At 70.5% G+C, this 25,636-nt stretch carries 28 protein-coding genes and 1 riboswitch; of the genes, 10 read left to right on the plus strand and 18 right to left on the minus strand.

The window, feature by feature from the left end:
- From ACFXOM_RS23515 to ACFXOM_RS23535, 5 genes are all read right to left on the minus strand, one after another.
- Nucleotides 1-834, minus strand: a complete 834-nt coding sequence (locus ACFXOM_RS23515) for an ABC transporter ATP-binding protein (RefSeq protein ID WP_385039117.1) — start codon at nt 832-834, stop codon at nt 1-3.
- Nucleotides 831-1,892, minus strand: coding sequence for a branched-chain amino acid ABC transporter permease (locus tag ACFXOM_RS23520; RefSeq protein ID WP_384934596.1), 1,062 nt, complete (start codon nt 1,890-1,892; stop codon nt 831-833). The genes ACFXOM_RS23515 and ACFXOM_RS23520 overlap by 4 nt, the downstream gene beginning before the upstream one ends.
- Nucleotides 1,892-2,785: a branched-chain amino acid ABC transporter permease gene (locus ACFXOM_RS23525; protein WP_384934599.1), complete on the minus strand. Its 894-nt coding sequence runs from the start codon at nt 2,783-2,785 to the stop codon at nt 1,892-1,894. Before ACFXOM_RS23525 ends, ACFXOM_RS23520 begins: the two co-directional genes overlap by 1 nt.
- A gap of 62 nt (nt 2,786-2,847) precedes the next feature.
- Complete coding sequence (locus tag ACFXOM_RS23530) at nt 2,848-4,017, minus strand: branched-chain amino acid ABC transporter substrate-binding protein (protein ID WP_384934602.1); 1,170 nt, start codon at nt 4,015-4,017, stop codon at nt 2,848-2,850.
- Between the two features lie 298 nt (nt 4,018-4,315).
- A complete protein-coding gene (locus tag ACFXOM_RS23535; RefSeq protein WP_384934604.1) occupies nt 4,316-4,636 on the minus strand; it encodes a hypothetical protein in 321 nt (106 codons plus the stop codon).
- Between the two features lie 356 nt (nt 4,637-4,992).
- Between ACFXOM_RS23535 and ACFXOM_RS23540 the strand changes: the two genes are divergently transcribed.
- The 3 genes from ACFXOM_RS23540 to ACFXOM_RS23550 all read left to right on the plus strand — a co-directional run bounded on the left by ACFXOM_RS23540 (nt 4,993) and on the right by ACFXOM_RS23550 (nt 8,937).
- Entirely contained in the window at nt 4,993-6,708 is a 1,716-nt protein-coding gene (locus ACFXOM_RS23540) for a PucR family transcriptional regulator (RefSeq protein ID WP_384934607.1), read from the plus strand.
- 386 nt (nt 6,709-7,094) lie between these two features.
- A complete protein-coding gene (locus ACFXOM_RS23545; protein ID WP_384934610.1) occupies nt 7,095-8,519 on the plus strand; it encodes an NAD-binding protein in 1,425 nt (474 codons plus the stop codon).
- Between the two features lie 22 nt (nt 8,520-8,541).
- Nucleotides 8,542-8,937 carry a tyrosine-type recombinase/integrase gene (locus tag ACFXOM_RS23550; protein WP_384934613.1) on the plus strand — a complete coding sequence of 132 codons (396 nt, stop codon included), beginning with the start codon at nt 8,542-8,544 and terminating at the stop codon, nt 8,935-8,937.
- 126 nt (nt 8,938-9,063) lie between these two features.
- On the opposite strand, the gene ACFXOM_RS23555 is transcribed toward ACFXOM_RS23550, so the two are convergent.
- Entirely contained in the window at nt 9,064-9,867 is an 804-nt protein-coding gene (locus ACFXOM_RS23555; protein WP_384934616.1) for an SGNH/GDSL hydrolase family protein, read from the minus strand.
- A 101-nt stretch (nt 9,868-9,968) separates the two neighbouring features.
- On the opposite strand from ACFXOM_RS23555, the gene ACFXOM_RS23560 reads away from it, so the two are divergent.
- Nucleotides 9,969-10,226, plus strand: a complete 258-nt coding sequence (locus ACFXOM_RS23560) for a holin (protein WP_384934618.1) — start codon at nt 9,969-9,971, stop codon at nt 10,224-10,226.
- Between the two features lie 13 nt (nt 10,227-10,239).
- Here ACFXOM_RS23560 and ACFXOM_RS23565 read toward each other — a convergent pair whose 3' ends face one another.
- Nucleotides 10,240-11,262, minus strand: a complete 1,023-nt coding sequence (locus tag ACFXOM_RS23565) for a hemolysin family protein (RefSeq protein ID WP_384934621.1) — start codon at nt 11,260-11,262, stop codon at nt 10,240-10,242.
- Entirely contained in the window at nt 11,259-12,605 is a 1,347-nt protein-coding gene (locus ACFXOM_RS23570) for a hemolysin family protein (RefSeq protein WP_384934624.1), read from the minus strand. Before ACFXOM_RS23570 ends, ACFXOM_RS23565 begins: the two co-directional genes overlap by 4 nt.
- Nucleotides 12,606-13,499: 894 nt before the next feature.
- Between ACFXOM_RS23570 and ACFXOM_RS23575 the strand changes: the two genes are divergently transcribed.
- Both ACFXOM_RS23575 and ACFXOM_RS23580 read left to right on the plus strand, forming a co-directional pair.
- A complete protein-coding gene (locus ACFXOM_RS23575) occupies nt 13,500-13,757 on the plus strand; it encodes a toxin-antitoxin system HicB family antitoxin (RefSeq protein WP_385039120.1) in 258 nt (85 codons plus the stop codon).
- A 47-nt stretch (nt 13,758-13,804) separates the two neighbouring features.
- Nucleotides 13,805-14,125 (plus strand): fic family toxin-antitoxin system, toxin component, encoded by a 321-nt coding sequence (locus ACFXOM_RS23580; protein ID WP_384934978.1) that lies wholly within the window; start codon nt 13,805-13,807, stop codon nt 14,123-14,125.
- 68 nt (nt 14,126-14,193) lie between these two features.
- On the opposite strand, the gene ACFXOM_RS23585 is transcribed toward ACFXOM_RS23580, so the two are convergent.
- From ACFXOM_RS23585 to bioB, 5 genes are all read right to left on the minus strand, one after another.
- The gene (locus ACFXOM_RS23585; protein WP_384934629.1) at nt 14,194-14,892 is read right to left on the minus strand and encodes a class I SAM-dependent methyltransferase; all 699 of its coding nucleotides are present in this window, start codon (nt 14,890-14,892) and stop codon (nt 14,194-14,196) included.
- A gap of 150 nt (nt 14,893-15,042) precedes the next feature.
- The gene (locus ACFXOM_RS23590; RefSeq protein WP_385039122.1) at nt 15,043-15,381 is read right to left on the minus strand and encodes a VOC family protein; all 339 of its coding nucleotides are present in this window, start codon (nt 15,379-15,381) and stop codon (nt 15,043-15,045) included.
- A 4-nt stretch (nt 15,382-15,385) separates the two neighbouring features.
- Nucleotides 15,386-16,102 (minus strand): dethiobiotin synthase, encoded by a 717-nt coding sequence (gene bioD / locus ACFXOM_RS23595; protein ID WP_384934635.1) that lies wholly within the window; start codon nt 16,100-16,102, stop codon nt 15,386-15,388.
- 66 nt (nt 16,103-16,168) lie between these two features.
- Nucleotides 16,169-17,455, minus strand: coding sequence for an adenosylmethionine--8-amino-7-oxononanoate transaminase (locus ACFXOM_RS23600; protein WP_384934637.1), 1,287 nt, complete (start codon nt 17,453-17,455; stop codon nt 16,169-16,171).
- Nucleotides 17,448-18,620 (minus strand): biotin synthase BioB, encoded by a 1,173-nt coding sequence (gene bioB / locus ACFXOM_RS23605; protein WP_384934639.1) that lies wholly within the window; start codon nt 18,618-18,620, stop codon nt 17,448-17,450. The genes ACFXOM_RS23600 and bioB overlap by 8 nt, the downstream gene beginning before the upstream one ends.
- A 144-nt stretch (nt 18,621-18,764) precedes the next feature.
- On the opposite strand from bioB, the gene ACFXOM_RS23610 reads away from it, so the two are divergent.
- Nucleotides 18,765-19,910 carry an 8-amino-7-oxononanoate synthase gene (locus tag ACFXOM_RS23610; RefSeq protein WP_384934642.1) on the plus strand — a complete coding sequence of 382 codons (1,146 nt, stop codon included), beginning with the start codon at nt 18,765-18,767 and terminating at the stop codon, nt 19,908-19,910.
- A gap of 311 nt (nt 19,911-20,221) precedes the next feature.
- A complete protein-coding gene (locus ACFXOM_RS23615) occupies nt 20,222-20,662 on the plus strand; it encodes an ATP-binding protein (RefSeq protein ID WP_384945144.1) in 441 nt (146 codons plus the stop codon).
- 10 nt (nt 20,663-20,672) lie between these two features.
- Here the strand turns inward: ACFXOM_RS23615 and ACFXOM_RS23620 are convergent, their stop codons facing one another.
- Entirely contained in the window at nt 20,673-21,584 is a 912-nt protein-coding gene (locus ACFXOM_RS23620) for a LysR family transcriptional regulator (protein WP_385039124.1), read from the minus strand.
- A gap of 82 nt (nt 21,585-21,666) precedes the next feature.
- On the opposite strand from ACFXOM_RS23620, the gene ACFXOM_RS23625 reads away from it, so the two are divergent.
- Entirely contained in the window at nt 21,667-22,299 is a 633-nt protein-coding gene (locus ACFXOM_RS23625; RefSeq protein ID WP_385039127.1) for a LysE family translocator, read from the plus strand.
- On the opposite strand, the gene ACFXOM_RS23630 is transcribed toward ACFXOM_RS23625, so the two are convergent.
- The 4 genes from ACFXOM_RS23630 to ACFXOM_RS23645 all read right to left on the minus strand — a co-directional run bounded on the left by ACFXOM_RS23630 (nt 22,253) and on the right by ACFXOM_RS23645 (nt 24,785).
- Nucleotides 22,253-22,774 (minus strand): DUF6328 family protein, encoded by a 522-nt coding sequence (locus tag ACFXOM_RS23630; protein ID WP_384934653.1) that lies wholly within the window; start codon nt 22,772-22,774, stop codon nt 22,253-22,255. The genes ACFXOM_RS23625 and ACFXOM_RS23630 overlap by 47 nt on opposite strands.
- An 80-nt stretch (nt 22,775-22,854) precedes the next feature.
- Nucleotides 22,855-23,334 carry a C40 family peptidase gene (locus tag ACFXOM_RS23635; RefSeq protein WP_384934655.1) on the minus strand — a complete coding sequence of 160 codons (480 nt, stop codon included), beginning with the start codon at nt 23,332-23,334 and terminating at the stop codon, nt 22,855-22,857.
- A 3-nt stretch (nt 23,335-23,337) separates the two neighbouring features.
- Nucleotides 23,338-23,508, minus strand: a riboswitch (cyclic di-AMP (ydaO/yuaA leader).
- Nucleotides 23,509-23,833: 325 nt separating this feature from the next.
- Nucleotides 23,834-24,142: a hypothetical protein gene (locus tag ACFXOM_RS23640; protein WP_384934658.1), complete on the minus strand. Its 309-nt coding sequence runs from the start codon at nt 24,140-24,142 to the stop codon at nt 23,834-23,836.
- 7 nt (nt 24,143-24,149) lie between these two features.
- A complete protein-coding gene (locus ACFXOM_RS23645) occupies nt 24,150-24,785 on the minus strand; it encodes an ATP-dependent Clp protease proteolytic subunit (protein ID WP_385039130.1) in 636 nt (211 codons plus the stop codon).
- A 279-nt stretch (nt 24,786-25,064) separates the two neighbouring features.
- Between ACFXOM_RS23645 and ACFXOM_RS23650 the strand changes: the two genes are divergently transcribed.
- Nucleotides 25,065-25,514 carry a transposase gene (locus tag ACFXOM_RS23650; RefSeq protein ID WP_385039244.1) on the plus strand — a complete coding sequence of 150 codons (450 nt, stop codon included), beginning with the start codon at nt 25,065-25,067 and terminating at the stop codon, nt 25,512-25,514.
- Nucleotides 25,515-25,636: the final 122 nt, after the last annotated feature.

Consider the following 25,636-nt stretch of genomic DNA (forward strand, 5'->3'; position numbering starts at 1 on the left):
TCAAGCGTCGGCACGAACGGTCTCCTCTCCTGTTTCCCCGAAACCTGTGTCCCCAGTCGCCTCGTCGTCCTCGTCGTCGCTGCCGAGGTACGCCTCGATCACCGCGGGGTCACGCCGAACCTGCTCGGGCGTGCCGTCCGCGATCTCCTTGCCGAAATTGAGTACGACCACCCGCTCCGACACCTCCATGACCAGGCCCATGTCGTGCTCGATAAGCACGATCCCGATGCCGAGCTCACGGATGCGCCGGATCAGGTCCAGTAGTTCGAGCTTCTCGCCGTGGTTGAGACCGGCGGCAGGTTCGTCGAGCAGCAGCAGCCTGGGGCGGCGGGCCAATGCGCGCGCGATCTCCACCCGGCGCTGTTCGCCGTACGGCAGGTTGCGCGCCGCACCCGCCCGGTCGCCGCGCAGCCCGACGAAGTCGAGCCAGTGGTGCGCCTCGTCGGTGGCCTCCTGCTCGCTCCGCCGGTAGCGGGGCGTGTGCAAGAGCGCGTCGAACACGTGCTGGCGCAGCCACAGGTGGGTGCCCGCCCGCACGTTGTCGAGCACCGGCAGGTCGCCGAAGAGCCGCACGTTTTGGAACGTGCGGGACACGCCGCGCGCCGCGATCGAGGACGTGCGCATCCGGGTCAGGTCGGCGCCGCCGATCGTGATCCGCCCGCTGGTGGGCCGGTAGAAGCCGGTGATGCAGTTGAAAGCGGACGTCTTGCCGGCACCGTTGGGGCCGATCACTGACACGATCTCCGCCTCGCCCACTTCGAAGCTCAGCCCGTCGACGGCCTTCACGCCACCGAACGCCAGGTGCAGGTCCGCCACTTCGAGCAACGTGGTCATGGCACACGCACCTCGCCTTCGGATTCATTGCCCACGGTGACCGCTGGTTTCGATCGACGGGCGGTGCGATCAGGTTCGCGGGTGCGGGCCGGCCAGACTCCCTGCGGCCGGAGCACCATGACCACGATCAGCAGCACACCGAACAGGAAGTACCGGTAGTCGGCGACATCGCGCAGCACCTCGGGCAGCACGCTGACGAACACCGCGCCGAGCACCACGCCCGGGGTGGAGCCCATGCCGCCGAGCACCACGGCCATCAGCACCAGCGCGGACTGCAGGAAGGTGAAGCTCGCGGGCGAGATCGCCGACAGTTGCGCCGCGAACAGCACCCCGGCCAGCCCGCCCCAGACGGCGCCGGCGATGTAGGCGGCCAGCTTCACCTTGTAGGTATGCACCCCCATGGCCTCGGCGGCGTCCTCGTCCTCGCGGATGAAGCGCCACGCCCGGCCCAGCCGCGAACGGATCAGCCGGTTCGCGCCGAGCACGGCGACGGACACGATGCCGAGCACCACGTAGTAGAAGGCGATCGAGCCGCTCAGGTCCACCCCGGCGACCGACAGGCTGGGAATGCCGTAGATGCCCTCCGGTCCGCCGGTGATGCTGATGTTGTTGGCGGTGATCCGGATGATCTCGCCGAACCCCAGCGTCACGATCGCCAGGTAGTCGCTGCGCAGGCGCAGGGTGGGGCCTCCGATGACGATCCCGGCGACCACGGTCACGATGATCACGAACGGCACGGTGGCCAGCAGTGGCCAGTGCAACTGGGTGGAGATCACCCCACTGGTGTAGGCGCCCACCGCGAAGAACGCGGCGTATCCGAGGTCGAGGAGCCCGCACTGACCCACCACGATGTTGAGCCCGACCGCGAGCATCACGAAGATGAGCGTGCCGGTCATCACGTTCATCGCGTACGGGGTGGCGATGATCAGGGGCCCGGCGAGGCCGATGAACAGCCCGGTCGGACCGATCCAACGGCTGCGCAGGAACGCCCCGGCCACGCCACCGACGCGGCCGGCCGGTCGGTGCGGCGTCTGCACCGCCTTGGTTATCTCCGTCATCACACACGCTCCGTGACGCGCTCGCCGAGCAGGCCGGTGGGCCGCACGGTCAGGAACAGGATGAGGAAGGCGAACGCGAACACGTCGCGCCACTGCCCGCCGAGGAAGTGCGTTCCGACTGATTCGAGCAGGCCGAGCACCACGCCACCGAGCATGGCGCCCTTGAAGTTGCCGATCCCGCCGATCACCGCCGCGGTGAACGCCTTGAGCCCGATGATGAAGCCCATCAGGAAGTTGATGCTGCCGTAGTAGGAACCCGCCATCACTCCGGCGGCGCCGGCGAGCGCGGACCCGATGAAGAACGCCTGGGCGACGACCCGGTTCACGTCGACACCCATCAGCCGGCTGGCCACCGGGTCGAGCGCGATCGCCCGCATCGCCCGGCCCTGCCGCGAGCGCATCACCATGGTGTTGAGCCCGGCCATCAGCGCGATCGCGATGCCGATGAGCACGATCTGGGAGACGCTGATCCGGACGCCGAACACCTGCAGGGACGAACCGCCCAGACGCACCGGGTACACCTCCGGGTTGGGCCCGGCCACGATGCGCATCCCGTATTCCAGCGCGAACGACGCGCCGACCGCGGTGATCAGCAGCGACAGTCGTGGCGCGCCGCGCAGCGGCCGGTAGGCGACGCGCTCGATCAGCACCCCGGCCAGGCCGGTGCCGACCATGGACAGCATCAACACCACGAGCAGCGCCACCAGCGACAGGGACGCCGTGAAGCCGCTGAACGAGGTGAGCAGCGCGAAACCTATGAACGCGCCGAGCATGTAGAGGTCGCCGTGGGCGAAGTTCAGCAACTTCATGATCCCGTAGACCATGCTGTAGCCGAGGGCGACCAATGCGTAGAACGAGCCCACGAACAGGCCGTTCCAGATGATCTGCAGCATGACAGATTCCCCTCAGACGCGGCGGCGGACCCGGACCGCAGGCCCGCCACCCGCTGCTGTGCTCAGGATTGGAGGTCGTCGGAGAGCGTGAACTTGGTGTCCGACACCTTCAGGATGCGGAAGCCGCCCTCCGACAGGGTGTGGTCCGAGGTGAACTTGAGCGGGCCGGAGAACAGCTTGAACCCGTCGATCTTCATCAACGCGTCCATGATCCTCTTGCCGTCCGTGCTGTCCGCGTCCTCGATCGCTTGGGCGGCCACGCGCACCGCGTCGTAAGACTGCAGTGCGTACGGGCCGGGCTCGGAGCCGAACCTCTTCTTGTAGTCGGCGATCCAGCTGCTCGCGCCTTCGATGGTGTCGGGCGTCTCGGTCATGGTGGCGTACACGCCCTGGGCGTTCTTCTCACCGGCGATGCTGATGAGCTTGGTGTCCACGTTGCCGTCGGCGACCATGATGTCGCCCTCGTAACCGGCCTGGCGCAGCTGCCGGACGAGCAGGCCGCCCTCCTGGTAGTAGCCGGTCCAGTACACGAAGTCGGGCTTGGCCGACACGACGGCGTCGACGTTCGCGCTGTAGTCGCTCTCGCCTGCGTTCACCGACTCCTTCAGCACCGTCTTCATGCCGGAGCTGCCCTTTTCAATGTCGGCCCTGGTTCGCTCGGTGATGTCGGTGGAGTAGCTGGTGTTGTCGTCGAGCAGCGCCACCCGGGTGGCCTTCCGCTTGGCCATCCACTCGACCGCGGCCTGTGCCTGCTGCGCCCCGGTGCCGTTGATGAGGAACACGTTCGGCAGCTTCTGCGAGACGAGGTCGCCCGAGTTCGCCGCCGGGATCACCATCGGGATGTCCGCCTTGTTGAACACCGACAGGGTCGGCAGCGTGGCCGACGAGCAGTATCCGCCGACCGACGCCGTGACTCCCGCCGCGACCAGCTTGTTCGCGGCGGTGACCGCGGTCTTCGGGTCGCACGCGCTGTCCTGCACGTTCAGCTTCAGCCTGCGGCCGAGTACCCCGCCGTCGGCATTGATCTCGTCGATCGCCAGCTGGGCGCCATTCTTCATATAGGGGCCGGCGGCGGCGCTGCTGCCCGAGGTGGGAATCGCCATGCCGAGCGTGATCGGGCCGTCGGAGTCGTCGCCGCCGCTGCCGAGCGCGCCCTGGCAACCGGTCAGCATCAGGGCTGCCGCGGCGAACGCGGCGGCGACTCCTGTCTTCGTCCTTCTCGCGGTTCTCACTTGATGCACCCATCTCTGCTGGTGGTCGCGACGGAATTGGTTCCGTCGCCGGTCAGGTCGTAGTTTTCTGTCGTAGCTTTCTCGAGAAAGCAGATCTTCCGGATCTCGGAAGTGCGGCGCTGTCACCGCGAGCCCGGCGTTCCGGGGTGACGGCTCGTGGCTCTCGGCTGGTGCCGCGATGGATCTGCCCCGGGGTGTGGGCAATCGGTGTATGCAGTTGCTGCGCTGCGGTGTCCGCGCCTCCGGCACGTGATCTCGCTGCGGGCGGGCCGAGGAACGCGGCACGCCGGTCTCCGGCTCATGTCTTCGAGGTGAGCGAGCGCAGGAAGAACGCCGGGTTCGCCGTACGTTCGGCGAGGCGGCGCATGACGTACCCGCACCACTGATCGCCGTAGAGCAGGTAGACACGCGGATGCTGCCGCGCGCCGGCCAGCCGGAGCTGCTCGGTTCCCGGATGCCGTACAGCATCTGGATCTCGAATTCGTCGGACGTGCGGCCGCCGGCTCGCGCCTGCCGCGACCATGACCGGGGCGTGCGAGGCCACCGTCGTGGAACCCCGGCCTTGTATCAGGATGTGCAGGTACGCCTCATCGACCGCGGCCTCGTCCTGGTACGCCACCGAGGCCGCTCGTTGTGGGCGCCCTTGCACAGCCGGGTGCGTGACCCGGGGCCCGACAGGTCCCGGCAGCCGGCTTCGCTCGCCGGCGAGCGCGCTCAGGACTACCGGGAAGAAACGGCCCGGTCGGTTCGTCGACCGGCCCGGGAACGGCCATGACGGCGTCCATGGAGCCTCCTGACATAGCGGTGGAAAAGGTTGTTTGCCGCCGCTGGGAACTGGCCCGTAGTCAACACCAGAAAGCACACCAGGCCATGAGCCGGTGGAACAAAACTCACGTCGTCCCGTTGTTCCATTGGCCAAAAATGCAAGGTGTACTGTTGCCGAATGCAGTCGGCGTCCAGTCTGGGAGACGTGCTGTGATCACCGACCGTCAAGAACTTTCCCGCGCGTTTGCCGCCACCACCGGCCCCACCGAGGCCATCACGCTGCGTGAGCTGCTCAGAGCCCTCGACACAGCTGTCGTCCGGGTGGTCGACGCCCCCGCAGGCGAGGGCGTCACGATCTCCTCGGTGGCGCTCGTCGATGGTTCAGACCTGCTGGCCGAGGCCGGATCGCACGTGCCCGTGCCCGACCTCTACTTGCACGCAGGTGTCACGAACGCCGAGGCCGTGCGCTGGTTCGACGAGGTCGCGCAGCGCTCCCCCGAGCACCGGCCGGCGGCGGTGATGTCGAAGAACGCGGCCGAGTCGAGCGCGCTGCAGGCCGCGGCGCGCCAGGCCGGTGTCGCACTCTTGGAGGTGCACCCGAAGGCCCGGTGGGACCACGTGCTGCCGCTGGTCAAGCGCATGGTAGACCGCTCCCGCCGACACCAGACCGCCCTGGGGGAACCGGATCTGCTCGCCACGGACACCGACCTGTTCGGCCTCGCCCAGATGGTCGCGCAGAACGCCGGTGGCCTGGTCTCGATCGAGGACGCGCAATCGCATGTGCTTGCCTACTCGGCCTCCGACGAATCCGCCGACGAACTGCGCACCCTGTCGATCCTCGGCCGGGAAGGCCCGCGGGACTACCTTCGGGCACTGGAACAATGGGGGGTGTTCGACCGGCTGCGCGAAAGCGACGAGGTCATCGACGTGCCGGCGCACCGCAAGCTCGGCACCGTGCGGCGGCTGGTGGTCAGTATCCGGCAGCCGTCCGACGAAGGCTCACCCGCACCGAGGATGCTCGGCTCCATCTGGTTGCAGCAGGGCGCCGAACCCTTCACCGCCGATGCCTCGGACGTGCTGCGTGGAGCGTCGGCGATCGCCGCCCGGATCATCTGGCGCAGCCTCAACGCCCCCTCCACCGAGGGTCTGCTGATCCAGCGTCTGTTCGGCGCACGCGGCGGAGGCGTGGACGTCCCCTCGCTGGCCGGCGCCCTCAACCTGCCGGTCACCGGACCGGCTGCGGTGGTCGGTTTCGCCCTCACCGGGTGCGCGAACGCGGCACCGGCCGACCGGTTCACCGGCATAGGGAGCATGATCCGGCTGCATGCGAGCTCGTTCCGCCACGACTCGGTGGCCACGGTCATCGGCAAGCGCGCCTACGTGCTGCTGCCCGGCTACAAGTCGGCGACCACCGTCTCCGCGTGGGCGCGGCAGCTCGTCGACGACTTCGAGGTGAAACGGTCGGTCGTGTTGCGCGCCGCGGTCGCCGTCCAAGTGATGGACCTCGGGCAGGTGGCCGTGGCCCGGACCGAGGTCGACCGGGTCCTCGACGGCACCGCCGCCACCTTCCCGGAGGGCAGGGTGACCACGCTCGCCGAATCCCGCACGGCGGTACTGCTCGACGAGATCCTCGACCTGGTCGGCGGGCGTCCCGAACTGTATGACCCACGCCTCGACGCGCTGTTCGACTACGACATCAAGCACGCGTCGAACCTGTGGGAGAGCGCCGAAGCTTACCTGGCCCAGTACGGGGACGTCCGCAAGGCCGCGGCAGCGCTCCAGGTGCATCCGAACACGATGCGCTACCGAATCCGCAGGGTCGAGGACATCGTCGGACTCGACCTGGGTGACCCCTCCGACCGGCTACTCCTCGAACTGCAGCTCTCCCTGCACCGACGCAGGAAGCTGGCCGAACCGCCCGCCTGACCGCCGGTCCGAGGTTCCGGCAGCAGGAGATGCATTCGTCGCGTCGTGGCGTTGAGCATCTGTCGCAATCCGCAGGCCCGACCGTGTGGCATTTGTCCATGGCGCCGGGCAAGACCCGCTCCTACCGTGTGGGCACACGCGGTCCCGCACGCCGGGCGACCCCCCCGTGACACCGCGTCCCGGCCGGACCTGGACATCGCCGACGACCCTACCGGCTCGCCGGAGGTATCCCCGCACCGCACCCCGCCGATCGGCCTCCCGAACGAAGCGCGACGCCCGTTGATCCGCCGGGTCTCCCGCCCCTGGCCCCCACAGCCCCGATGGGTCGCCGAGAGCGCGGGAAACAGCAGGCTCCACCGTCCCGAATCTCCTGAAAGGCCGAAAGGTTGAGCACACGGACCGCCTACGACGAGGCGCCTCTCCACTTCCCCGCGACGGGTCAGCACATAGTGATCGTCGAGGACGACGAAGCTCTGGGCCGGGAAGCCGCGGAGTGCATCAGCCGCTGGGGCAGCACCGTTCACCGTCTGAACCGCCCGGACGACGGCACCCTGCTACGCCGACTCCAGCAACCCTTGGACGGCATCGCCGTGGTGTCCCGCGACGACATCGTCGCACTGCGCTACGCCCTGCTCACCGAACATCTGAAGCCCGGCATCCGCCTGGTGGTCACCCTCTTCGACCGCACCGTCGCCGACGAGGTCTCCCGCACCGTCCCGAACTGCAGTGTGCTCAGCATCACCGACACGATCGTGCCCAGCCTCCTGGCCAGCTGCCTCAACCCGCGGTATGCCATGCTCCAGCCCACCGGCACCGGCATGGTCGGCGTACTACGGCAGGAAGCCCCCGCAACCGTCGATCGTCTGTCCCGGCGGGCCCTCGCCGCAGTCTCCCGGCCCCGGCCGCGCGTCGGCGTCCTGACCTGGTTCCGATCCCTCGGCACCTCCGCGAAGGCCCTCGTCGCCAGCTCCGCCGGGCTCCTCGGGGTGCTCATCCTGGACCTGTTGCTCGGTGTCCTCGTCCTCCACGAGCACTGGTACGACGCCCTGTGGAACGCGGCACGTGGCCTCACCACGATCGGATCCTCACCCGCCGCGGAACACGGCCCGGCCTGGTACAAGCTCCTCTCCGCCCTCTCGGTACTGACCGTGCTTGCCCTCACCGCCCTGTTCACCGCCGGCCTCGTCGACCAGCTCACCGGGCGGCGTATGACCAGCATCCTGGGAGCCCGTTCCATCCCACGACACGGCCACGTCATCGTCGTCGGCCTGGGACAGGTAGGGCTGCGGCTGTCCGCCCGACTGCGCGATCTCGGTATCAAGGTCGTCGCCGTGGAACGCAACCCCGGGGCCGGCTGTGTGCCCCTGGCGCGTTCCCTCGGCATCCCCGTCGTCCTCGGTCGCGGCGGAGACCGGTTCCTGTTGAACCGCCTGTGCGTCCAGCGGGCTCGGGCCCTGGCGGCGGTGGGATCCGACGGCTTGGAGAACATCGCGGTGGCGGTCGCGACCCGGGCGGTCGCTCCGCAGCAGCGCATCGTCCTGCGGGCCGGCGGCGACGAGATCACCGCTGATTCGCAGTCGCTCTTTCGCATCGGTGCCGTGTGCGACGTCACCCGCATCGTGAGCGCGTCCGTGGCGGCGTCCGTTCTCGGCGCCAGACCGCTCAGCGTCTTCACGACGGAACGGCGCACGTGCGCCCTGTTCCCCGACGAGCAGGTCGTCGACCTCGGAACGTGGGATGTGGCCCCCCGTCGGCAGAGCGACCCCACCGAGGGGAGCACCGATCCCGCGGCCGGCGTATCGGCCCGTTGACGACCGGCCCCCGAGCTGGGACATGCTCGTCTTCCATGGGGAGAGCAGTCAGCGGTGGAACGGGATCCGGTCCTCGATCGCCAGGACCAGCTTGGCGGCGGGGGAGGGGTACACCGACTCGCCCTATGTCGTCGTCGACCAGCTGGGGATGCCGAGGAACACCCGGTATCTGCGCGAGCATGCGTACCGGCTGATGCGCGAGTTGGAGATGCGGCAGGTCCGGCTGTACGACGTCCGGCACAGCTGTCTGTCCTACCTCGCGAACAGCGGGGTGCCGGATCACGTCCTGGCCGCGTGGGCCGGTCACACGAACGCGGCGTTCACCAAGCGGAAGTACGTCCATGTTGATGTTGAGGACATGCGTGCCGCGGCGTCCGCGTGGGACGGCTTCCACAGCGAACGTACCGACCGGTCGTGAGCGATTGTGAGAAATCGCCGCTTGTCGACCTCAGGAAACACGGTCCGAACAGGTGGTTTCCGTGGCGACGTAGAACAGTACGGAGCGGTTCGCGCAGTCCAGCGCCCCGCCTCGGTTTGTGGCTCACTACGACGACCCGCCGTCGGTCGGGGTCCCGCAGGGGCTCCCGTAGGGCAGCAGCTCCGGTCGCTTCGCCGGCCGCCCGTCGCCGGACGAGCGGCCCGTGAGTCGCCGTCCGACCCACGGCAGGAGGTGCTGCCGGGTGAACTGGAGGTCGGCGGCGCGTCGGGCTGCCCACCGTGGTCGCGGTGCCGTGGGCAGCGGTGCCCTCCAGTCCTCGGCCGGGGGCAGACCCAGGGCCTGCCACACGGCTTCCGTCACCCTGCGATGCCCTTCGGCCGTCAGGTGGAGCCGGTCGACGTCCCACAGGCGTTGGTCGCCGAGCACTTCGGCCCCGTACAGGTCCACCACGAGGGCACCGTGCCGGGCGGCCAGGGTGTCGATGTGGTCGAACAGTTCCTCCATGCGCGGCCTGAACCGCTCCATGACCGGGCCGCGGCGCCCGGGGCTCCGCATCAGGAGCAGTCGACGGCAGGAGGGGGAGAGGCGCTCCACGGCCTCGTCGAGCAGCCCCCGTACCCGTCCCATGTCGCAGGAGGGCCGCAGTGCGTCGTTGAGACCGCCCACCAGGGTCACCACGTCCGCGTCCATCGACGCGGCGACGGCCACCTGCTCGTCGACGATCTGGCCGATCAGCTTCCCGCGCACGGCGAGGTTCGCGTACCGGAAACCGGGGTTGCGACCGGCGAGCCGGGAGGCGAGCTGATCTGCCCACCCCCGGTACGAGCCGTCCGGTTGTAGGTCGGACATGCCCTCGGTGAAGGAGTCACCGACGGCGACGAGACTGCTGTACGTGGGGTTCATCTCCATGGCGGACGCATCATACCGCGCGGTATGTAGCGGCCGACCCGGGTTTCCCAGGGTCGTGCGTCGTGGTGTCGGGACGCTGTGGGCAAGGGTATGTCACGTACATGACGAGCATCGGGAGCGCCGTCTTCTGGACCGCCACCGCCGAGCGCGCCGTGCGCACGTTCGCGCAGTCGCTCGCCGCCGTCCTCGCGGCCGGGGCGACGGACCTCTTCGACGTCGACTGGCCCGCCGCCCTCGCGACGGCGGGCCTCGCCACGCTCCTCGCCGTCCTCACGGCGGTCGCCGCCTCGGGCGCGGGCCGGCCCGGGCCCGGCATCACCGAAACCACGGACCGCGCCCCCTCGCCCCCCGGCCCATGATCGGGGCGGCTTCTCAGTTCGCCTGACCCGCCGGCCCCACCAGCTTGCGCAGCACGTCCTCCATGGTGACCAGACCGGTGAGCCTGCCGTTCTCGTCCAGCACCGCCGCGAGGTGCGTCCGACTGCGCCGCATGGCGGTGAGCACGTCGTCCAGCGGCGTCGCGGCACGTACCCGGGCGATCGGCCGCAGCGCGGACGCCGGGAAGGGCTCGTCACGCGGCAGCTCGTCCAGGGCGTCCTTCACATGGAGGTAGCCCAGGATCCGGCGGGAGCCGTCGACGACGGGGAATCGGGAGAACCCCGACTCGGCCGACAGCCGTTCCAACTCGCCGGGCTGGACGCCGGCCTGGGCGTACACCACCCGCTCCACCGGCATCACCACATCGGCGACCGGCCTGCGGCCCAGCTCCAGGGCGTCGCGCAGCCGCTCGGCCGCCCGGTCGTCGAGCAGCCCCGCATCCCCCGAGTCCCTGACCATCCGGGCCAGTTCGTCGTCCGAGAAGGTGGCGGCGACCTCGTCCTTGGTCTCCACGCGCAGCAGCTTGAGCAGCCCGTTCGCGAAGGCGTTGATCGTGAAGATCACCGGGCGCAGCGCGCGGGCCAGTGCCACCAGCGGCGGGCCGAGTGCCAGGGCCGTCCGGGTCGGCTCGGCCAGGGCGATGTTCTTCGGCACCATCTCGCCCAGCAGCATGTGCAGGTACGTGGCCACGGCGAGCGCGATGACGAACGAGATCGGATGGACCAGCTGGTGCGGCATCCCGACGGCGTCGAAGACCGGCTCCAAGAGGTGCGCGATGGCGGGCTCCGCGACCACGCCGAGCACCAGGGTGCACAGCGTGATGCCGAGCTGCGCGGCGGCCAGCAGCGCCGAGACGTGCTCCAGACCCCAGATGACGCTGCGGGCGCGACGGTTCCCGGCCTCCGCCTCCGGTTCGATCTGGCTGCGCCGCACCGAAATCAGGGCGAACTCGGCGCCCACGAAGAAGGCGTTCACGACCAGCGTGAGGAACGCGATGAAGAGCTGCACCGCGGTCATCGTCCACACCTCCCCTCGGCTTCGGTGTCGTCCTGCGACACCGGCGGTGCGTGCAACAGGACCCGCGCAGCACGCCGTCCCGACGCGTCCACGACGTCGAGCCGCCAGCCGGCCAGCTCCAGGGTGTCGCCGACGGCCGGTATGCGGCCCAGCGACGCGGCGACGAGCCCCGCGAGCGTCTCGTAGGGACCTTCCGGCACCCGCAGCCCGATGGCATGCAGCTGGTCGGCGCGCGCGGCTCCGTCCGCCGACCACAGGGTGCGCCCGTCCGCGTCCTCACCGGCCCGCGCGAGATCCGGCGTCTCGTGCGGATCGTGCTCGTCGCGGACCTCCCCGACGACTTCCTCCACGATGTCCTCCAGCGTCACGACCCCGGCCGTTCCGCCGTACTCGTCGATGACGACGGCCATCGTGCGCTTGCCCGACAGCTGGTCGAGCAGCCGGTCCACGGTCAGCGTCTCGGGCACCAGCAGCGGCTCGCGCAGCAGCCCCGCCACCGGCAGGAGCGGACGCTGATCGGGCGGGACGGCCAGGACGTCCTTGATGTGCGCGATCCCGATGATGCCGTCGAGACTTCCCCGGTAAACGGGGAAGCGCGACAGCCCGGTGGCCCGCGTGGCGTTGGTGACGTCCTCGGCGGTGGCCTGCGCGTCCAGGGCCGTGACCTGCACGCGCGGCGTCATCACGTTCTCCGCGGTCAGCTCCGCCAGACTGAGGGTCCGGACGAAGAGTTCGGCGGTGTCGGCTTCCAGCGCACCCTCCCGTGCCGAGTGCCGGGCCAGGGCGACGAGCTCCTGGGGGCTGCGCGCCGACGCCAGCTCCTCCGTCGGCTCGAGGCCGAGCCGGCGGAGGATGCGGTTGGCCGTGTTGTTGAGATGGCCGATCAGCGGCCGGAACGCGGCGGAGAAGACCCGCTGCGGGGCGGCGACCACCTTCGCGACGGCGAGCGGCGACGAGATCGCCCAGTTCTTGGGCACGAGTTCGCCGACGACCATGAGGACGACCGTGGAGAGGCCGGTACCGATCACCAGTGCTGTGGACGACGCCACTGACGGTGAGGCCCCGAGGGACTCGATCGGCCCGCTGATCAGCTTGGCGATCGACGGCTCGGCGAGCATGCCGACCACGAGGTTGGTGACGGTGATGCCGAGCTGGGCGCCGGAGAGCTGGAACGTGAGCCCCCTGACGGCTTTCAGTGCACTGGACGCGCCGCGCTCACCGCGGTCCGCCGCACGTTCGAGGTCGGCCCGCTCGACCGTCGTGAGCGAGAACTCCGCCGCGACGAAACCTCCACACGCGAGGCAGAGCAGCACCGCCACGAAGAGGAGGAGTACTTCGGTCATCGGTTCACCTCCGTCCCATGATCGGGCAGTGGGAGGAGGACCGCGCGGTGTCTGCTATTAGGAGGCTCGCCCATGGGCGGACGCTCACACCTTTCGTTCGCTGGTGGATGGAGCACCATGGTAAAGGATGGGCAAAGCCTCCGTCGTTCCAGGTGGCCGACCACCCGGCCCGACACCGGCCGTCGGTCCACCAGGAGCCTCTCCCGCGGGCTCCACCACGGCTGCGGGACGGGTCCTGCGGCGCCCGGGTGCGGTGAACCCGCTCGTCCCGATCGAGTGCCCCTGCACCACCGCACCGACGGACCGGGCGGCACAAGCCGTCACGCGGACGGCGGGGGCACCTGCCGGGGCGGTCCGTTCCGGCTGCTACCCACCGCCGAGGGTCCAGCCACTCCCGGCCGGGTCCGCGCCCGGCGATGCACACGGGGAGTGTGGTGCGATCCGCCGCGGTCAGCGTCGGCGCAGGTTGAACGCCCGGAGCAGGACGCCGATGCGGTCCCGGCGCAGCCGGGCGGGGGCGCGGTCCCCTCAAGTCCGGTGGTCTCCGTGTCCCCCCGCCGGAGATCGTGTCGAGACCGGCGGGGCAGTGCATCAGCGTGGACCTGCCCGAGCCGGACGGGCCGCTGACGGCCGTGCACCGCCCCGTGCGACGTCCGCGTCGATGGAGTCCAGCGCGCGGACCGCCGTCCCACCGGTGCCGTACGCCTGGGTGAGGCCGCGAGCCCGGGCGGTGAGGGACGGGCCCGAAGCCCGTCCCGGAGCGGGCGTTGTGGCAGGTGGGGCAGGTGGGGACAAGACCGCCTGCTGGGCCGTCGGCACCACGGTGCTCCCATCAACCTGAGGATGCGGGCTCCGCCCTTGTCGGCGCTGGCGTGACGGCGCTAGCTTGACGGTGTGGCGAAGACTCAGCTGAACGTTCGAGTGGACGAGAGAACCGCCGAGGCCGCGCGGCAGCGGGCGCTCCAGCGGGGAGTCAGCGTGAACCGCTACATCGAGGAGCTCGTCAGGCAGGACGCCGGCGAGGTGGGCCGCGCCTTCGTCGAGGCCGCCGCCGACTTCGTGCACTGTTACGGGCCGGTGTTCGCGGACGAATTCGGCACGGACGGCGCGGCTGCGGCAGCGAAAGCCACGCAGGAGCGCAGCGGGCGTTGAGCCCGTCGATCGACCTCGCCTGGTTGCTGATCGTCGCCGAGCACAAGATGCCCGGTGACCCGCAGGTCACCGACTGGGGCGCACTCGTCGCCGCCGTCAGCCGACACGAAGCGGAGATATTCGGCACCCCCGTCTACGGCGATGCGCAGACCCGAGCCGCCTCCCTGCTGCAACTGCTCCTGCATGTACCGGCGTTGGAACATTCCAACGCGATGTTCGCCTCGGCCGTGGCCTACGGCTACCTCGTGGCCTGCGGGCTGAAGGTGGTCACCTCCCCGGAGCGGGTCCGCGACCTCGCCCGCCTGGTCAAGGAGGGGGGTGTGAACGTCCAGGACATCGCCGCCGAACTACGACGATGGACCGGGTGACGCCCTTCGCGCCCGACCGCGGCAACCGTTTGGGCCGCAAGCGCACCGACCCCGATCCCACGGCCCGCCTAGCTCGGGTGCCGCTCGGGCGGTCCGTCCGCGTGCGGCCGGCGTGCCACCCCCAGCACGCAGTGGGACGTGGGGAGTTGTGGTCCCTTCTCCGGAACCAGCAGCCTGCGGTACGCGCCCAGCTCGAACCCGGCCGCCTCGATCGCGGCGAGCGGCTCGCGCGACGTGTGGCAACCACCGAACAGCAGGGGCCACACCGTGCGGTCGAGCCCCCGCTGGACCGTGGCCATGGCGCCGCCCGGAGCCCGGCCGTGCTCGAAGAAGCGCAGCTCCCCTCCGGGACGCAGGACCCTGCGGACCTCGACGAGCGCACGCGACACGTCACGCACGCTGCACAGCACCAGGGAGACGACCGCCCCGTCGAAGGCCTCGCTCTTCACGGGAAGCGCCTCCGCCGCACCGGGAACCACGTCGACGGGCACGTCCGCATGCCGCGCGGACGTCAGCGCCAACGTCCGCAGCGTGCGTTCCGGTTCGATGGCGACCACCTCGGACACCGCTGCGGGGTAGTGCGCGAAGTTCAACCCGTTGCCCGCACCGATCTCGATGACCCTGCCGGAGAGACCGGCGAGCATTTCCTCGCGGTACGCCGCGATGCCGGCTCTGAGGTCGGCGGACACGCTGAACCGTGCGTAGAAGCGGGCGAAGAGTGGGTGGTGCACGGAGTCCCGGGGGACCTTGGGGCGGCGCAGCGACATGGGGGCCTCCTCCGGCGTCCGACGGAGTGGTACGGATGGACGGATACGGTGATTGTCCCCACGCGGGGCCCGGCTCAGTCGATCCGGCCGCCACCTGGCGGTCGGCAACCCGCCACACCTTCGTGTGACCGCCCGACGCGCACCCGGCCGCTATACGAAGCAGAACTCGTTGCCCTCGGGGTCGCGCATGACCTGGAACCGGCCCTGCGCGTCGGCCACCACCCCGCCCACCCTGGTCGCCCCGAGCCGGACCGCCGCATCGGCCGCGGCCTCGACGTCGCCCGCGGCGAGGTCCAGGTGCAACCGGTTCTTGGCGGACTTCCCCTCCGGCACGCGCTGGAAGGCGACGCGCACGAAGTCCGGCGGGTCGACGTACGCCCAGTCGGCGTCCCGCACCGCTGCCCCGGCGCCCAGCAGCGACGACCAGAAGCGGGCCAGGGGCGCCGGCTCAGCGCAATCGAAGACGATCTCCTCAACACGTGCCCGCACGACGTCACCCCGCCTGCGCGGCGAACGCGGCCGCGTCCCAGACGCCACCGAGCGAGGGGGCGAGCCAACCGGGAGCCGCCGTACGGAACGCCTCCGGCGCGAGGGAGCCCGCGCCTTCGGGGACGGCGCCGAGCAACTCCGCGTCGGCGTACCGCGGGAGGTCCGTCAGGTTGCAGCGCGCCGCGAGGTCCGGCACGGCGGGCCAACTGCCCACCACGACCCCCAACGGCTCGAGGGAACGCGCGCGCAGTGCCTCGGTGGTGAGACAGGTGGCGTTCAGGGTGCCCAGCCCCGCGGTGGTCACCACCAGGACCGGTGCCTGCAGCAGCCGCGCGGCGTCGGCGAGCGTACCGCCCTCGTCGTCGAACCGCACGAGCAAGCCCCCGGCACCCTCGACCAGGACGAGATCGTGTTCGGTGGCGAGTTTCTGCGCGGCCTCGGCGACCGCCCCGGGACCCACCGTCGAGAGGCCGGCCCGTCGTGCAGCCGTGTTCGGCGCCAACGGTTCGGGGAACCGTGCCAGTTCGACCTCCCTGACCCCCGGACCCGCGAGTCGGGCGGCCTCCTGGGCGTCCCCGGTCTCACCCGGGGCGAGACCGGTCTGTGCCGGCTTGAGCACCGCCACGGAGCGTCCTCCTGCGGCCGCCACTGCGGCGACCGCAGCGGTGACCACGGTCTTGCCGATCTCGGTTCCGGTCCCGCTGACGACGAGGACGCCCATGCTGCTCCCTGCTCCCTGCTCCCTGGTCTGTGGATCCACCATCGGCGTCCGGCGGGACGCCCGCCCTCAAGTCGCCGCGGCGGCGCAGACCGCCCGGGTGATCCGGCCGAGGTCCGCGTCGCCGGTCACGAACGGCGGCATCGTGTAGATCAGGTCCCGGAAGGGACGCAGCCACACGCCTTCGGAGACGGCTGCACGGGTCGCTGCGGCCATGTCCACCGGATGGTCCAGCTGTACGACGCCGATCGCGCCGAGGACCCGGACGTCCCGGACACCGGGGATGTCGGCGGCCGGGGCGAGCCCGTCGCGCAGCCCCGTCTCCAGGCGCTTGATCTCACCGCGCCAGTCCTGTCCGAGCAGCAGGTCGATCGACGCGCAGGCGACGGCGGCCGCCAACGGGTTCCCCATGAACGTCGGGCCGTGGGCCAGGACGGGCACCTCGCCCCGGGAGATGCCGTCCGCCACCCGGGACGTGCACAGGGTGGCCGCCATCGTCAGGTAGCCGCCGGTCAGCGCCTTGCCGAGGCACATCACGTCCGGCGAGACGCCGGCGTGCCCCGCGGCGAAGAGCTCGCCGGTGCGCCCGAACCCCGTGGCGATCTCGTCGAAGACCAGCAGGACGCCGTGCTCGTCGCAGGCTTCGCGCAGCACCCGCAGATAGGCCGGGGCGTGGAACCGCATCCCGCCGGCTCCCTGCACCACGGGCTCCACGATCACCGCGGCCGTCTCACCGGCATGACGTGCGATCAGCTCCCGCAGGTGCTCGGCGTACCCGTCCTCGTGGTCGACCGGCGGCGCATCGGCGAAGACCTGCCGGGACAGGACCCCGGACCACAGCTCGTGCATTCCGCCGTCCGGGTCGCACACCGACATCGGCTGCCAGGTGTCCCCGTGGTAGCCGCCGCGCCAGGTCAGCAGCCGCCGTTTCTCAGGTCGTCCCACCGAGCGCCAGTACTGCAGGCACATCTTCACGGCGACCTCGACGGACACCGAGCCCGAGTCGCACAGGAAGACGTGCCGGAGCGGTTCGGGGGTGATCTCCACCAAGCGCGTCGCGAGCCGGACGGCCGGTTCGTGGGTGAGTCCGCCGAACATCACGTGGCTCATGCGGCCGAGCTGGTCCTGCGCCGCTTCGTTGAGCACCGGGTGGTTGTACCCGTGGATGGCGGACCACCAAGAGGACATCCCGTCGACCAACTCGTCCTGCCCGTACGCCGGTTCGGCGAGCCTGAGCCGCACCCCGGACGCGGACTCCACGACCAGCGGGTCCGCGCGGCCCGGCATGGGGCCGTACGGATGCCAGACGTGGGCCCGGTCCAGCGCGACCAGCTCGCGTGCGGCGGTCTCACGCATTGGGCGCGAGGTCGGTTCCGGCGCCGCGGCGGCGCACGGACACCAGGTCGGTGCGGGCGGCCTGCGCCGCGGCGGACGCCTCGGCCCCGGGCGCACCGGCGGAGTCACCGCAGGGTGCGCAGCCGCCGGCAGGCGAACCGCAGCCGCTCGCCGCGACGTCCGCCCGGTGTTCGGGAAGCGTCGTGGTGTCCGTGCCCTCGACCTCGAAGCCCGCGTCCGTGATCATCTCCAGATCGGCCTTGCCGGCCTGGCCCTCGCTGGTCAGGTAGTCGCCGAGGAAGATCGAGTTGGCGAGGTGCAGCGCCAGCGGCTGGAGGGTGCGCAGATGGACCTCGCGGCCTCCGGCGAGGCGGACCTCCACGTCGGGGCAGACGAAGCGCACCATGGCGAGGATCCGCAGTGCCCGCTGCGGCGTGAGGTGCCACTCCTTGGCGAGGGGCGTGCCCTCGAAAGGGATCAGGAAGTTCACCGGCACCGAGTCGGGATCCAGCTCGCGCAGTGCGAACACCACGTCGACCAGGTCCTCGTCGGTCTCGCCCATGCCCGCGATCAGGCCGGAGCAGGCCGACAGGCCGGCGGCGTGCGCCTTCTGCACGGTGTCCACCCGATCGGCGTAGGTGTGGGTGGTCGTGATGTCCCCGTACGTCCCCTCGGACGTGTTGAGGTTGTGGTTGTACGCGTCGGCGCCCGCGGCCCGCAACCGCTCCGCCTGGCCGTCGGACAGCAACCCGAGGCAGGCGCACACCTCGACGCCGTCGTTCTGCTCCTTGATGGCCTCGATGGTCTGCGAGACGCGGTCGACGTCACGGTCCGTCGGGCCCCGGCCGCTGGCGACGAGGCACACCCGCTTCGCCCCGCCGGCGACGCCGGCGGCGGCAGCCTTCGACGCCTCGTCCGGCTTCAACCAGGTGTACTTGAGGATCTCGGCCTTCGAGCCGAGACGCTGGGAGCAGTACGAGCAGTCCTCCGGGCACAGGCCTGACTTGAGGTTGACCAGGTAGTTCAGTTTCACCCGCCGCCCGAACCACGTGCGGCGCACCTTTCCGGCCGCCGCCACCACATCGAGCAGGTCGTCGTCGGAGGTCGCCAGCACGGCGAGCGCTTCTTCGCGGGTCGGCAGCTCACGCCGCAGCCCCTTGTCCACCAGCGTGTTCAGGAGGTCCATGATGCAGATCCTGGACTACCGAACACCCCTCGGCCAAGGAGGAACTCAACAACAGACGCCGAATGAGGTGTGTGTATCGCCACACCCTGACCTCGGCACCGCCCGGATAGGGTCTGTGCGCTGCCTACAAAAGGACCGGAGCTCATGTCCCAGGATCCGTTCCACTGGACCACCGACGCGGCGCGGCTGCGCGAGGAAGCCGGGCTCGTCCGCGCGCTGCGGCCCCGCGCCTTCGACGCGACCGTGCTCGACCTCGCGAGCAACGACTACCTGGGTCTCACCCGGCGACCGGAGATCACCGAGGCCGCGGCGGGGGCGGCCCGGCGCTGGGGGGCGGGTGCCACGGGTTCCCGACTGGTCACCGGCAGCACCGAGCTGCACGCGGAACTGGAGCGTGAACTCGCCGAGTTCTGCGGATTCGAAGCCGCACTCGTGTTCGCCTCCGGGTACGCGGCGAACCTCGCGGCGCTCACGGCGCTCAGTTCGCACGGCTCCCTCATCGTGTCGGACGCCGCCAATCACGCCTCGATCATCGACGGCTGCCGGCTTTCGCGGGCCGAGACGGCCGTCGTTCCGCACGCCGATCCGGAGGCCGTGCGCAAGACGCTCGAAGCGCACCCGGGGCGGCGCGCGTTGTTCGTCACCGACTCGGTCTTCTCGGTGGACGGGGACGCCGCCCCGCTCGCCGAGTTCGCCCGGGTGTGCGGGGGCCACGGCGCGGCGCTGATCGCCGACGACGCCCACGGTCTCGGCGTGCTCGGCGAGGGGGGCCGGGGTGCCCTGCACGCGGCCGGGCTGGCGGGTGCCACCGGAGTCGTCGCCACTCTCACCCTCTCCAAGTCCCTGGGCAGCCAGGGAGGTGCCGTCCTCGGCCCCGCACCGGTCATCGACCACCTGGTCAACGCGGCCCGCACCTTCATCTTCGACACCGGGCTCGCCCCGGCCGCGGTGGGCGCGGCACTTGCGGGCCTGCGTCTGCTGCGCCGCGAGCCCGATCTCGCCGACCGCGCCCGTACCGTCGCCAGGACGCTGTACGAGCGTCTGACGTCTGCGGGACTCGGCGCGGTGCGTCCCGATGCGGCCGTGGTCTCCGTGACCGCGCCGTCGCCGGACTCCGCGGTGCGCTGGGCGGCGGACTGCCGGGCCGCGGGTCTGGCCGTCGGCTGTTTCAGGCCGCCGTCCGTACCGGACGGCATCTCCCGCATCAGGCTCACCGCGCGGGCGGACCTGACCGGCCGGCAGATCGACAGGGCGGTCGCCACGATCCTCGCGACGGCGCCGGCGGCCTGAGCCTCTCCTCTGACGGGAGGGAGCCGACGGCGACGGGCCCACCGGCGGCTGCTCGTAGAGGAGTTGGAGACCGTCGGACGGCCCGGCCCGCATACCCGTCCGGTGTGCCCGGTGTGCCCGGATGTCGGCCCAAATACGGTCTGACGTCGCAGAGTTCACCGCTTCGAGCGACAGATATCCGCACATCCAGGTGGATCGCCGCCCACGGTGGCACCAACAGTGGCACTCTGGCGCGAAGCACGCCCGAGGCTGTTCCGGCACACCATCCGCTATGCGCCGCGCCGGCCCCGGTGGGAAAGGGACAGCTCGCCATGGCAGACCACCAGGAAGCATCCGTCACCCTGCCGAGCGATCCCGCCTCGGTCTCCGCCGCGCGCATGCACATCGCGAGCGTCCTCACCGAATGGGGATTGCCCGCGGATGCCGAGGCGGCCGACACCATCCGGCTCATCGTCTCCGAGCTCGCGACCAATGCCGTGCAGCACACGTTCGGCCAGTCGCCGACCTTCACGGTCGACGTCCGGCTGGAGCGCGACGAGCAGCTGCGCATCGGCGTGACCGACAGCCACCCGCGCTGGCCACAGCGGCTGCCCGCCGCGGTGCAGCAGGACAACGGGCGGGGCATGGTCATCATCCGCTGGCTCGTCGCCGAGTACGGGGGGCGACTGTCCGTCACCCCCACTCCGGAGGGAGGCAAGACCGTGTGGATCGCCCTGCCCTGGCGCAGCGGTCCCGTGCGCAGCAGGCGGTGATGGGCCGGCCTCACCCGGATGGGCGGGCGAAACCGGTCCGCAGCAGCGCCCGCAACGCGTGTGCCGCCGTGCCGGAGGCGTCGCCGCGGTGGGCGACCGAGATCGTGCGGCGGAAGGCAGCGGGCTCCAGCGGCCGGACGGTGAGGGGTGTCGCCGCCATCTCCGCGACCATCTCCGGGACGACCGCCACTCCCATGCCCGCGCTCACCAGGGCGCACACCAGTGCGTATCCGGGCGACTCGCACACCACGGCGGGTACCGCCCCCGCCTCGACGAGAGCACTCTCCACCCCCTTGCGTGCGGGGTGCGCCGGCGCGCCGCTGATCAGTGGCCGGCCGGCGAGTTCGGACACGGGGAGCCGTCCGGATCCGCTCGCCAGTACCTGCCCCGGAGCCGTGACCAGTACCAGCTCCTCGACCAGCAGGGATTCCAGGAACACCCCGGAGGGCAGCGGATACGGGTCGGCCGGCTCGTACGCGTGCGTGAGCGCGAGGTCCACCTCGCCGGCGGCGACGGCCGCCACCCCGTGCGGCGGCTCGTAATCGGCGACCGCCAGCTCCACGTCCGGATGGGCGCGCCGGAAGGCGCTCAGGACCGGCGGCAGCAGATGCACGCCCACCGTCGTGAACGTGCCCACCCTGAGCCGACCGCCGGAGAGCCCGGACAACCGCGCCAGTTCGAGGCGGGCCCGATCCAACTCGTCCAGCACCCGGCGGGCGTGCCCCACGAGGACCTCGCCGGCGGCGGTCAGCCGTGTCCCGCGGTGGTGGCGTACCAGCAGCGCGACTCCCGCCTCCCGCTCCAGTTTCGCCAGTTGCTGGGAGAGTGCCGGTGCCGTGTATCCGAGCCGGGCTGCCGCCCTGGTGATCGAACCGGCCTCGGCCACGGCCACCAGTGCCGCCAGCCGCGTCGGGTCGTACATGCCACCCCTTAAGCATCTCTTTAGCCAGATCCAGAAGATTCCCAATACACGCTATGGTCTCGTAGGGTCCAGTCTGGGACCCATGGACGCACAGCTCATCGCCTTCACCGGGGTTGCCGCAGGAATGGTCGCCATGCCGGGCGCCGACTTCACCGTCGTCGTCCGCAATGCACTCGCCTCCCGCTCGACGGGGGTCGCCTGTGCACTGGGCGTCGTCGGCGGACTCGTCGTGCACACCGCGCTGGCCGTCGCCGGGCTGGCCGCGCTCCTGCTCGCGGTGCCCGTGCTCTACCGCACGCTGCAGTTCGCAGGCGGGGCGTACGTGCTCTACCTCGGTGTCCGGGCACTGCGCAGTGCCCTCAGAGCCTCCCCCGGGCAGGAGGTGCCCGCGGACACGGCCGCCGCGACGGGCAGCACCACTGCGTTGCGCCAGGGCTTCCTCACCAATGTGCTCAACCCCAAGGCACCGGTGCTCTTCCTCAGCCTGCTGCCCCAGTTCGTCCCCCACGGCGCGGCCGTCCTTCCGCGCACGATGCTGCTGGCCGGGGTGGTCGTCGCCCTGGCGCTCGTCTGGTTCCCGGCCGTGGCCCTGCTCGTGGACCGGCTCGGGCGGTGGCTGCGTCGGCCGCGTGCCGCCCGCACCGTGGAGGGCGTCAGCGGCGGGGTGCTCACTGCCCTCGGCGCGACTCTGGTGGCTGCTCCCGTGCTGCGCTGATGCGCCGGCCCACCCACAGCGGGAGCAGGCCCCACAGGCCAGCGCACACCAGTAGTGTCGCGGTGGCCGCGACGACCCCTTCCGGCGTGCCGTGCACGACGTCGACGACCAACAGCACGGCGCTGCCGAGTGCCAGGGCGAGCACCGCCATGCCGATGGCGGCCAGCCGGGAGGAGACCATCACGATCTCCTTCTTCGCCCCGCGGCGGAACAGACCGCGGTGCAGAGCCGCGGGCGCGGTGAACAGTGCCGCTGCCAGCACGGCCAGCATGAGGGTGGTCACGTACGTACCGCGCTGGAACGAGTCGAGCGACGGGAACCGCGCCGTGAACGCGAGGGTGAGCAGGAAGGCGAACAGGATTTGGACGCCGGTCTGGAGGACCCGAAGCTCCTGCAGCAGTTCGGCGAAGTTGCGGTCGGCCCGCTCCGACTCGGTCTCGTCCCGCAGGGCGCTGACTCTCTCGTCGTCTGGCATACAGGACGAGTAGCCCGCGCCCCGCGGAACATGCGGGGTGATGAGCCGATCAGCTCACCGGGGGCTCCGGTGGAGCGGGGTCAGCGCACGCGCCCGTACCGCACCTTCTTCGACCAGATCTTGCTCAGCTTCACCACCGAGCCGGTCTTCGGAGAGTGCCAGATCCTCCCGCCGCCCGCGTAGATCCCGACGTGGTAGACGTTCCCGCCGGAGTGGAAGAAGACCAGGTCGCCACGCTGCCGTTGGGAGGCGGAGACGTGCCGCGTGCGGTTGTACTGCTGCTGCGCGGTGCGCGGCAGCCTTTTCCCGGCCTTCTTGTACGAGTAGAGGATCAACCCAGAACAGTCGAACCTGTGCGGTCCCGCTGCTCCGTAGCGGTAGGGGGATCCTTTCTTCGACGCGGCCACGCTGAGTGCCTTCGCCGCGTACGACGGTGCCGCCTCGGCTTCCGTCGCGCCGCCCGGCACGATCAGCGAACCGCCGACGGCCGCGAGCGTGAGCGCCGACACGGCGCTCGTCCGGGACAACAGGAGAGACGGGACATGTGTCTGCGCAGCCATGCGCAACCCTTCGTCAGCCGCCTGTGAAAGATGACCTGTCGGGTTCGGGCTGGCGAAGACGCCCGGCCGCGCACGCGGCTTCACCCCAAGGCCCGGCGCTGGTGCGCCAGGGCCGTACTGCCTGGGTCCTCCACTCCTGCCGAAGCCCTCATGTCGACCAGGCGTCCGGTGCGGCGGCAGGACTCGGCGTCCGCCCGGACCGCCCCGCCGCGGTGGCGGGGGCTTGTCGTCCCCACGGATCTTGGCGCACCGGCCCGCGGATTTCCGTGTGGAAACGATGTTTTGTGAGCCTCCTCTCCATGGGGCCGATCGGGTGGACAGGGCCGTTCGGCCCAACCGGAATCGGCGCACGACGAGCGCTGTACCTGCGGCGGAACGGGCCGGTACGTCGGATGGAGCAACGTGCCACGCAACTCGCCCGGTATCAGGGGCGCGATCGCGACCAGCCGGTTGGGCGACACCCACTCGTACGCGTCCTGACCTTCGTGGGCGTCGGGATTCAACTCGTGTCCCCGGGCGGGACGATGATCCGAGAAGCTCGCCGTTCCCCGTCCAACAACCTGAGTGCGCGCGTCAATGTGGGGGAGTGCATTTCGCTCTCGCCCCGTGCGTGCATGAGCGTCAGCGCGGCCCGCAGATCCGCGGCCCGTGTGACGAGGGCCTGCGCAGCACGGAGTGCCCCGTAGGTGTGGGTGCAGCGGGCCGGGTTGATCCGCCCCAGTTGGTCGACGACTTCGAGATAGCTGTCGATGAACTCCCCTTCGGCGCGCGTCAGTGCGGGGAGCGGTGGGATTTCCGGGGGAAGCACGGCTGGTTCACCGCGTACCGAGGGAAGTCAAGGACGCCGTGCGGTTCTTGATGACGTGGTCGATGATCCCGTACTCCCTGGCGCCGGCGGCGTCGAAGACGGTGTCCCGTTCGATGGCGGCTGCGGTGGCTTCGGCGCTCTGTCCCGTGTGGCGCACGAACATCGCGGCCAACTGCTCCCGCTGCCGCAGCAACTCCTGTGCCTGGAGCTCAAGATCGGTCGGCTGCCCCTGCACCGGTTCGGACAGCGAGGGCTGCTGGATGACGACCCTCGCACCGGGCAGGGCTGACCGCTTGCCGGGCGTGCCCGCTGCGAGCAGGACGGCGGCCGTGGACGCTGCCTGGCCCAGACAGGCGGTCGCCACGTCGCAGGTGACGATCTGCATCGTGTCGTAGATCGCGGACATGGCGTCCACGGAGCCGCCCGGAGAGTTGATGTACAGGGAGATGTCCTGGTCGGGTGCGGCGTACTCGAGGTACAGGAACTGTGCGATGACGTCGGTGGCCGAGGTGTCGTCCACGGGGGTGCCGAGGAAGATGATCCGCTCATCGAGCAGCTTCGTGTAGGGGTCGACGGTGCGCAGGCCCTTGCTGGTGCGCTCGGTGAACTCCGGCAGGACGTAACGGGCTGAAGGACGGGTCATGACTCCTCTTCCGCATCTGTGTTCGCGCGTACGCGCCGGTAAAAATGTACAGGACGTACAGATGATTGCGGTGGGGAGCATGGGAATCGACTGGGACGACATGCTCGGCACAGGCGGCCAGTCGCCGGCCGCCGGGCGCCACGATTCCGGGCGGCGTCGATGTGCTGAACCGGGCCGAGATGGAGTAGCCGATCCAGTAGTTGTAGAGCGTTCCGTACGCCTGAGGGGCAAGAAGCCGGGACACCCGCCGATATGGACCGGGGGCAGCTGATCGACGGCATGCGGTTCCGTACCCGCACCGGCGTTCCGTGGCGCGATGCCCCGGAGCGGTACGGGCCCTGGGCTCGGGTGTACGACTTGTTCCGGCGCCGGCAGCGGGACGGCACCTGGCAGCGAACCTTCGCCGCGTTGCAGGCCCAGGCCGACGCCAAGGAGCTCATCACCTGGGGACCTCGACGTCGACTCCACCGTGTGCCGGGCCCACCAGGACGCAGCCGGGGCGCGGAAGAGAGGGGAGCTGCAGCGAGGGGAAGGCCGACTGGGACCGTCTGGGCCGGGGACCGGGAGCGCCGCCGGGTACGCCGGGACGCTCGCGGAGGTCACCTTTGCCGCCAAGCCCGAGCTGGGCATCGAGATGCTGCGCGGTGCCGTCGACGGGGGCTGCCTCTTGCCGCGGAGCAGCCGAGGGGGTTCTCACCCCTCGGCAGCCGCGTCCCGGGGGTGCACTAGGGGTCCGTGAAAGGTACACAGCGCTGGAGCCCCCCCCCCGGGCCTCGCCCCCCTACACGAGGACCCCCCCCCTCGGATGACACGAGAGAGACAAAAGAAAAGAAAAGGGTGCGTTTTCTACA

It is taken from the genome of Streptomyces sp. NPDC059169, assembly GCF_042755225.1.
Classification (GTDB): domain Bacteria; phylum Actinomycetota; class Actinomycetes; order Streptomycetales; family Streptomycetaceae; genus Streptomyces.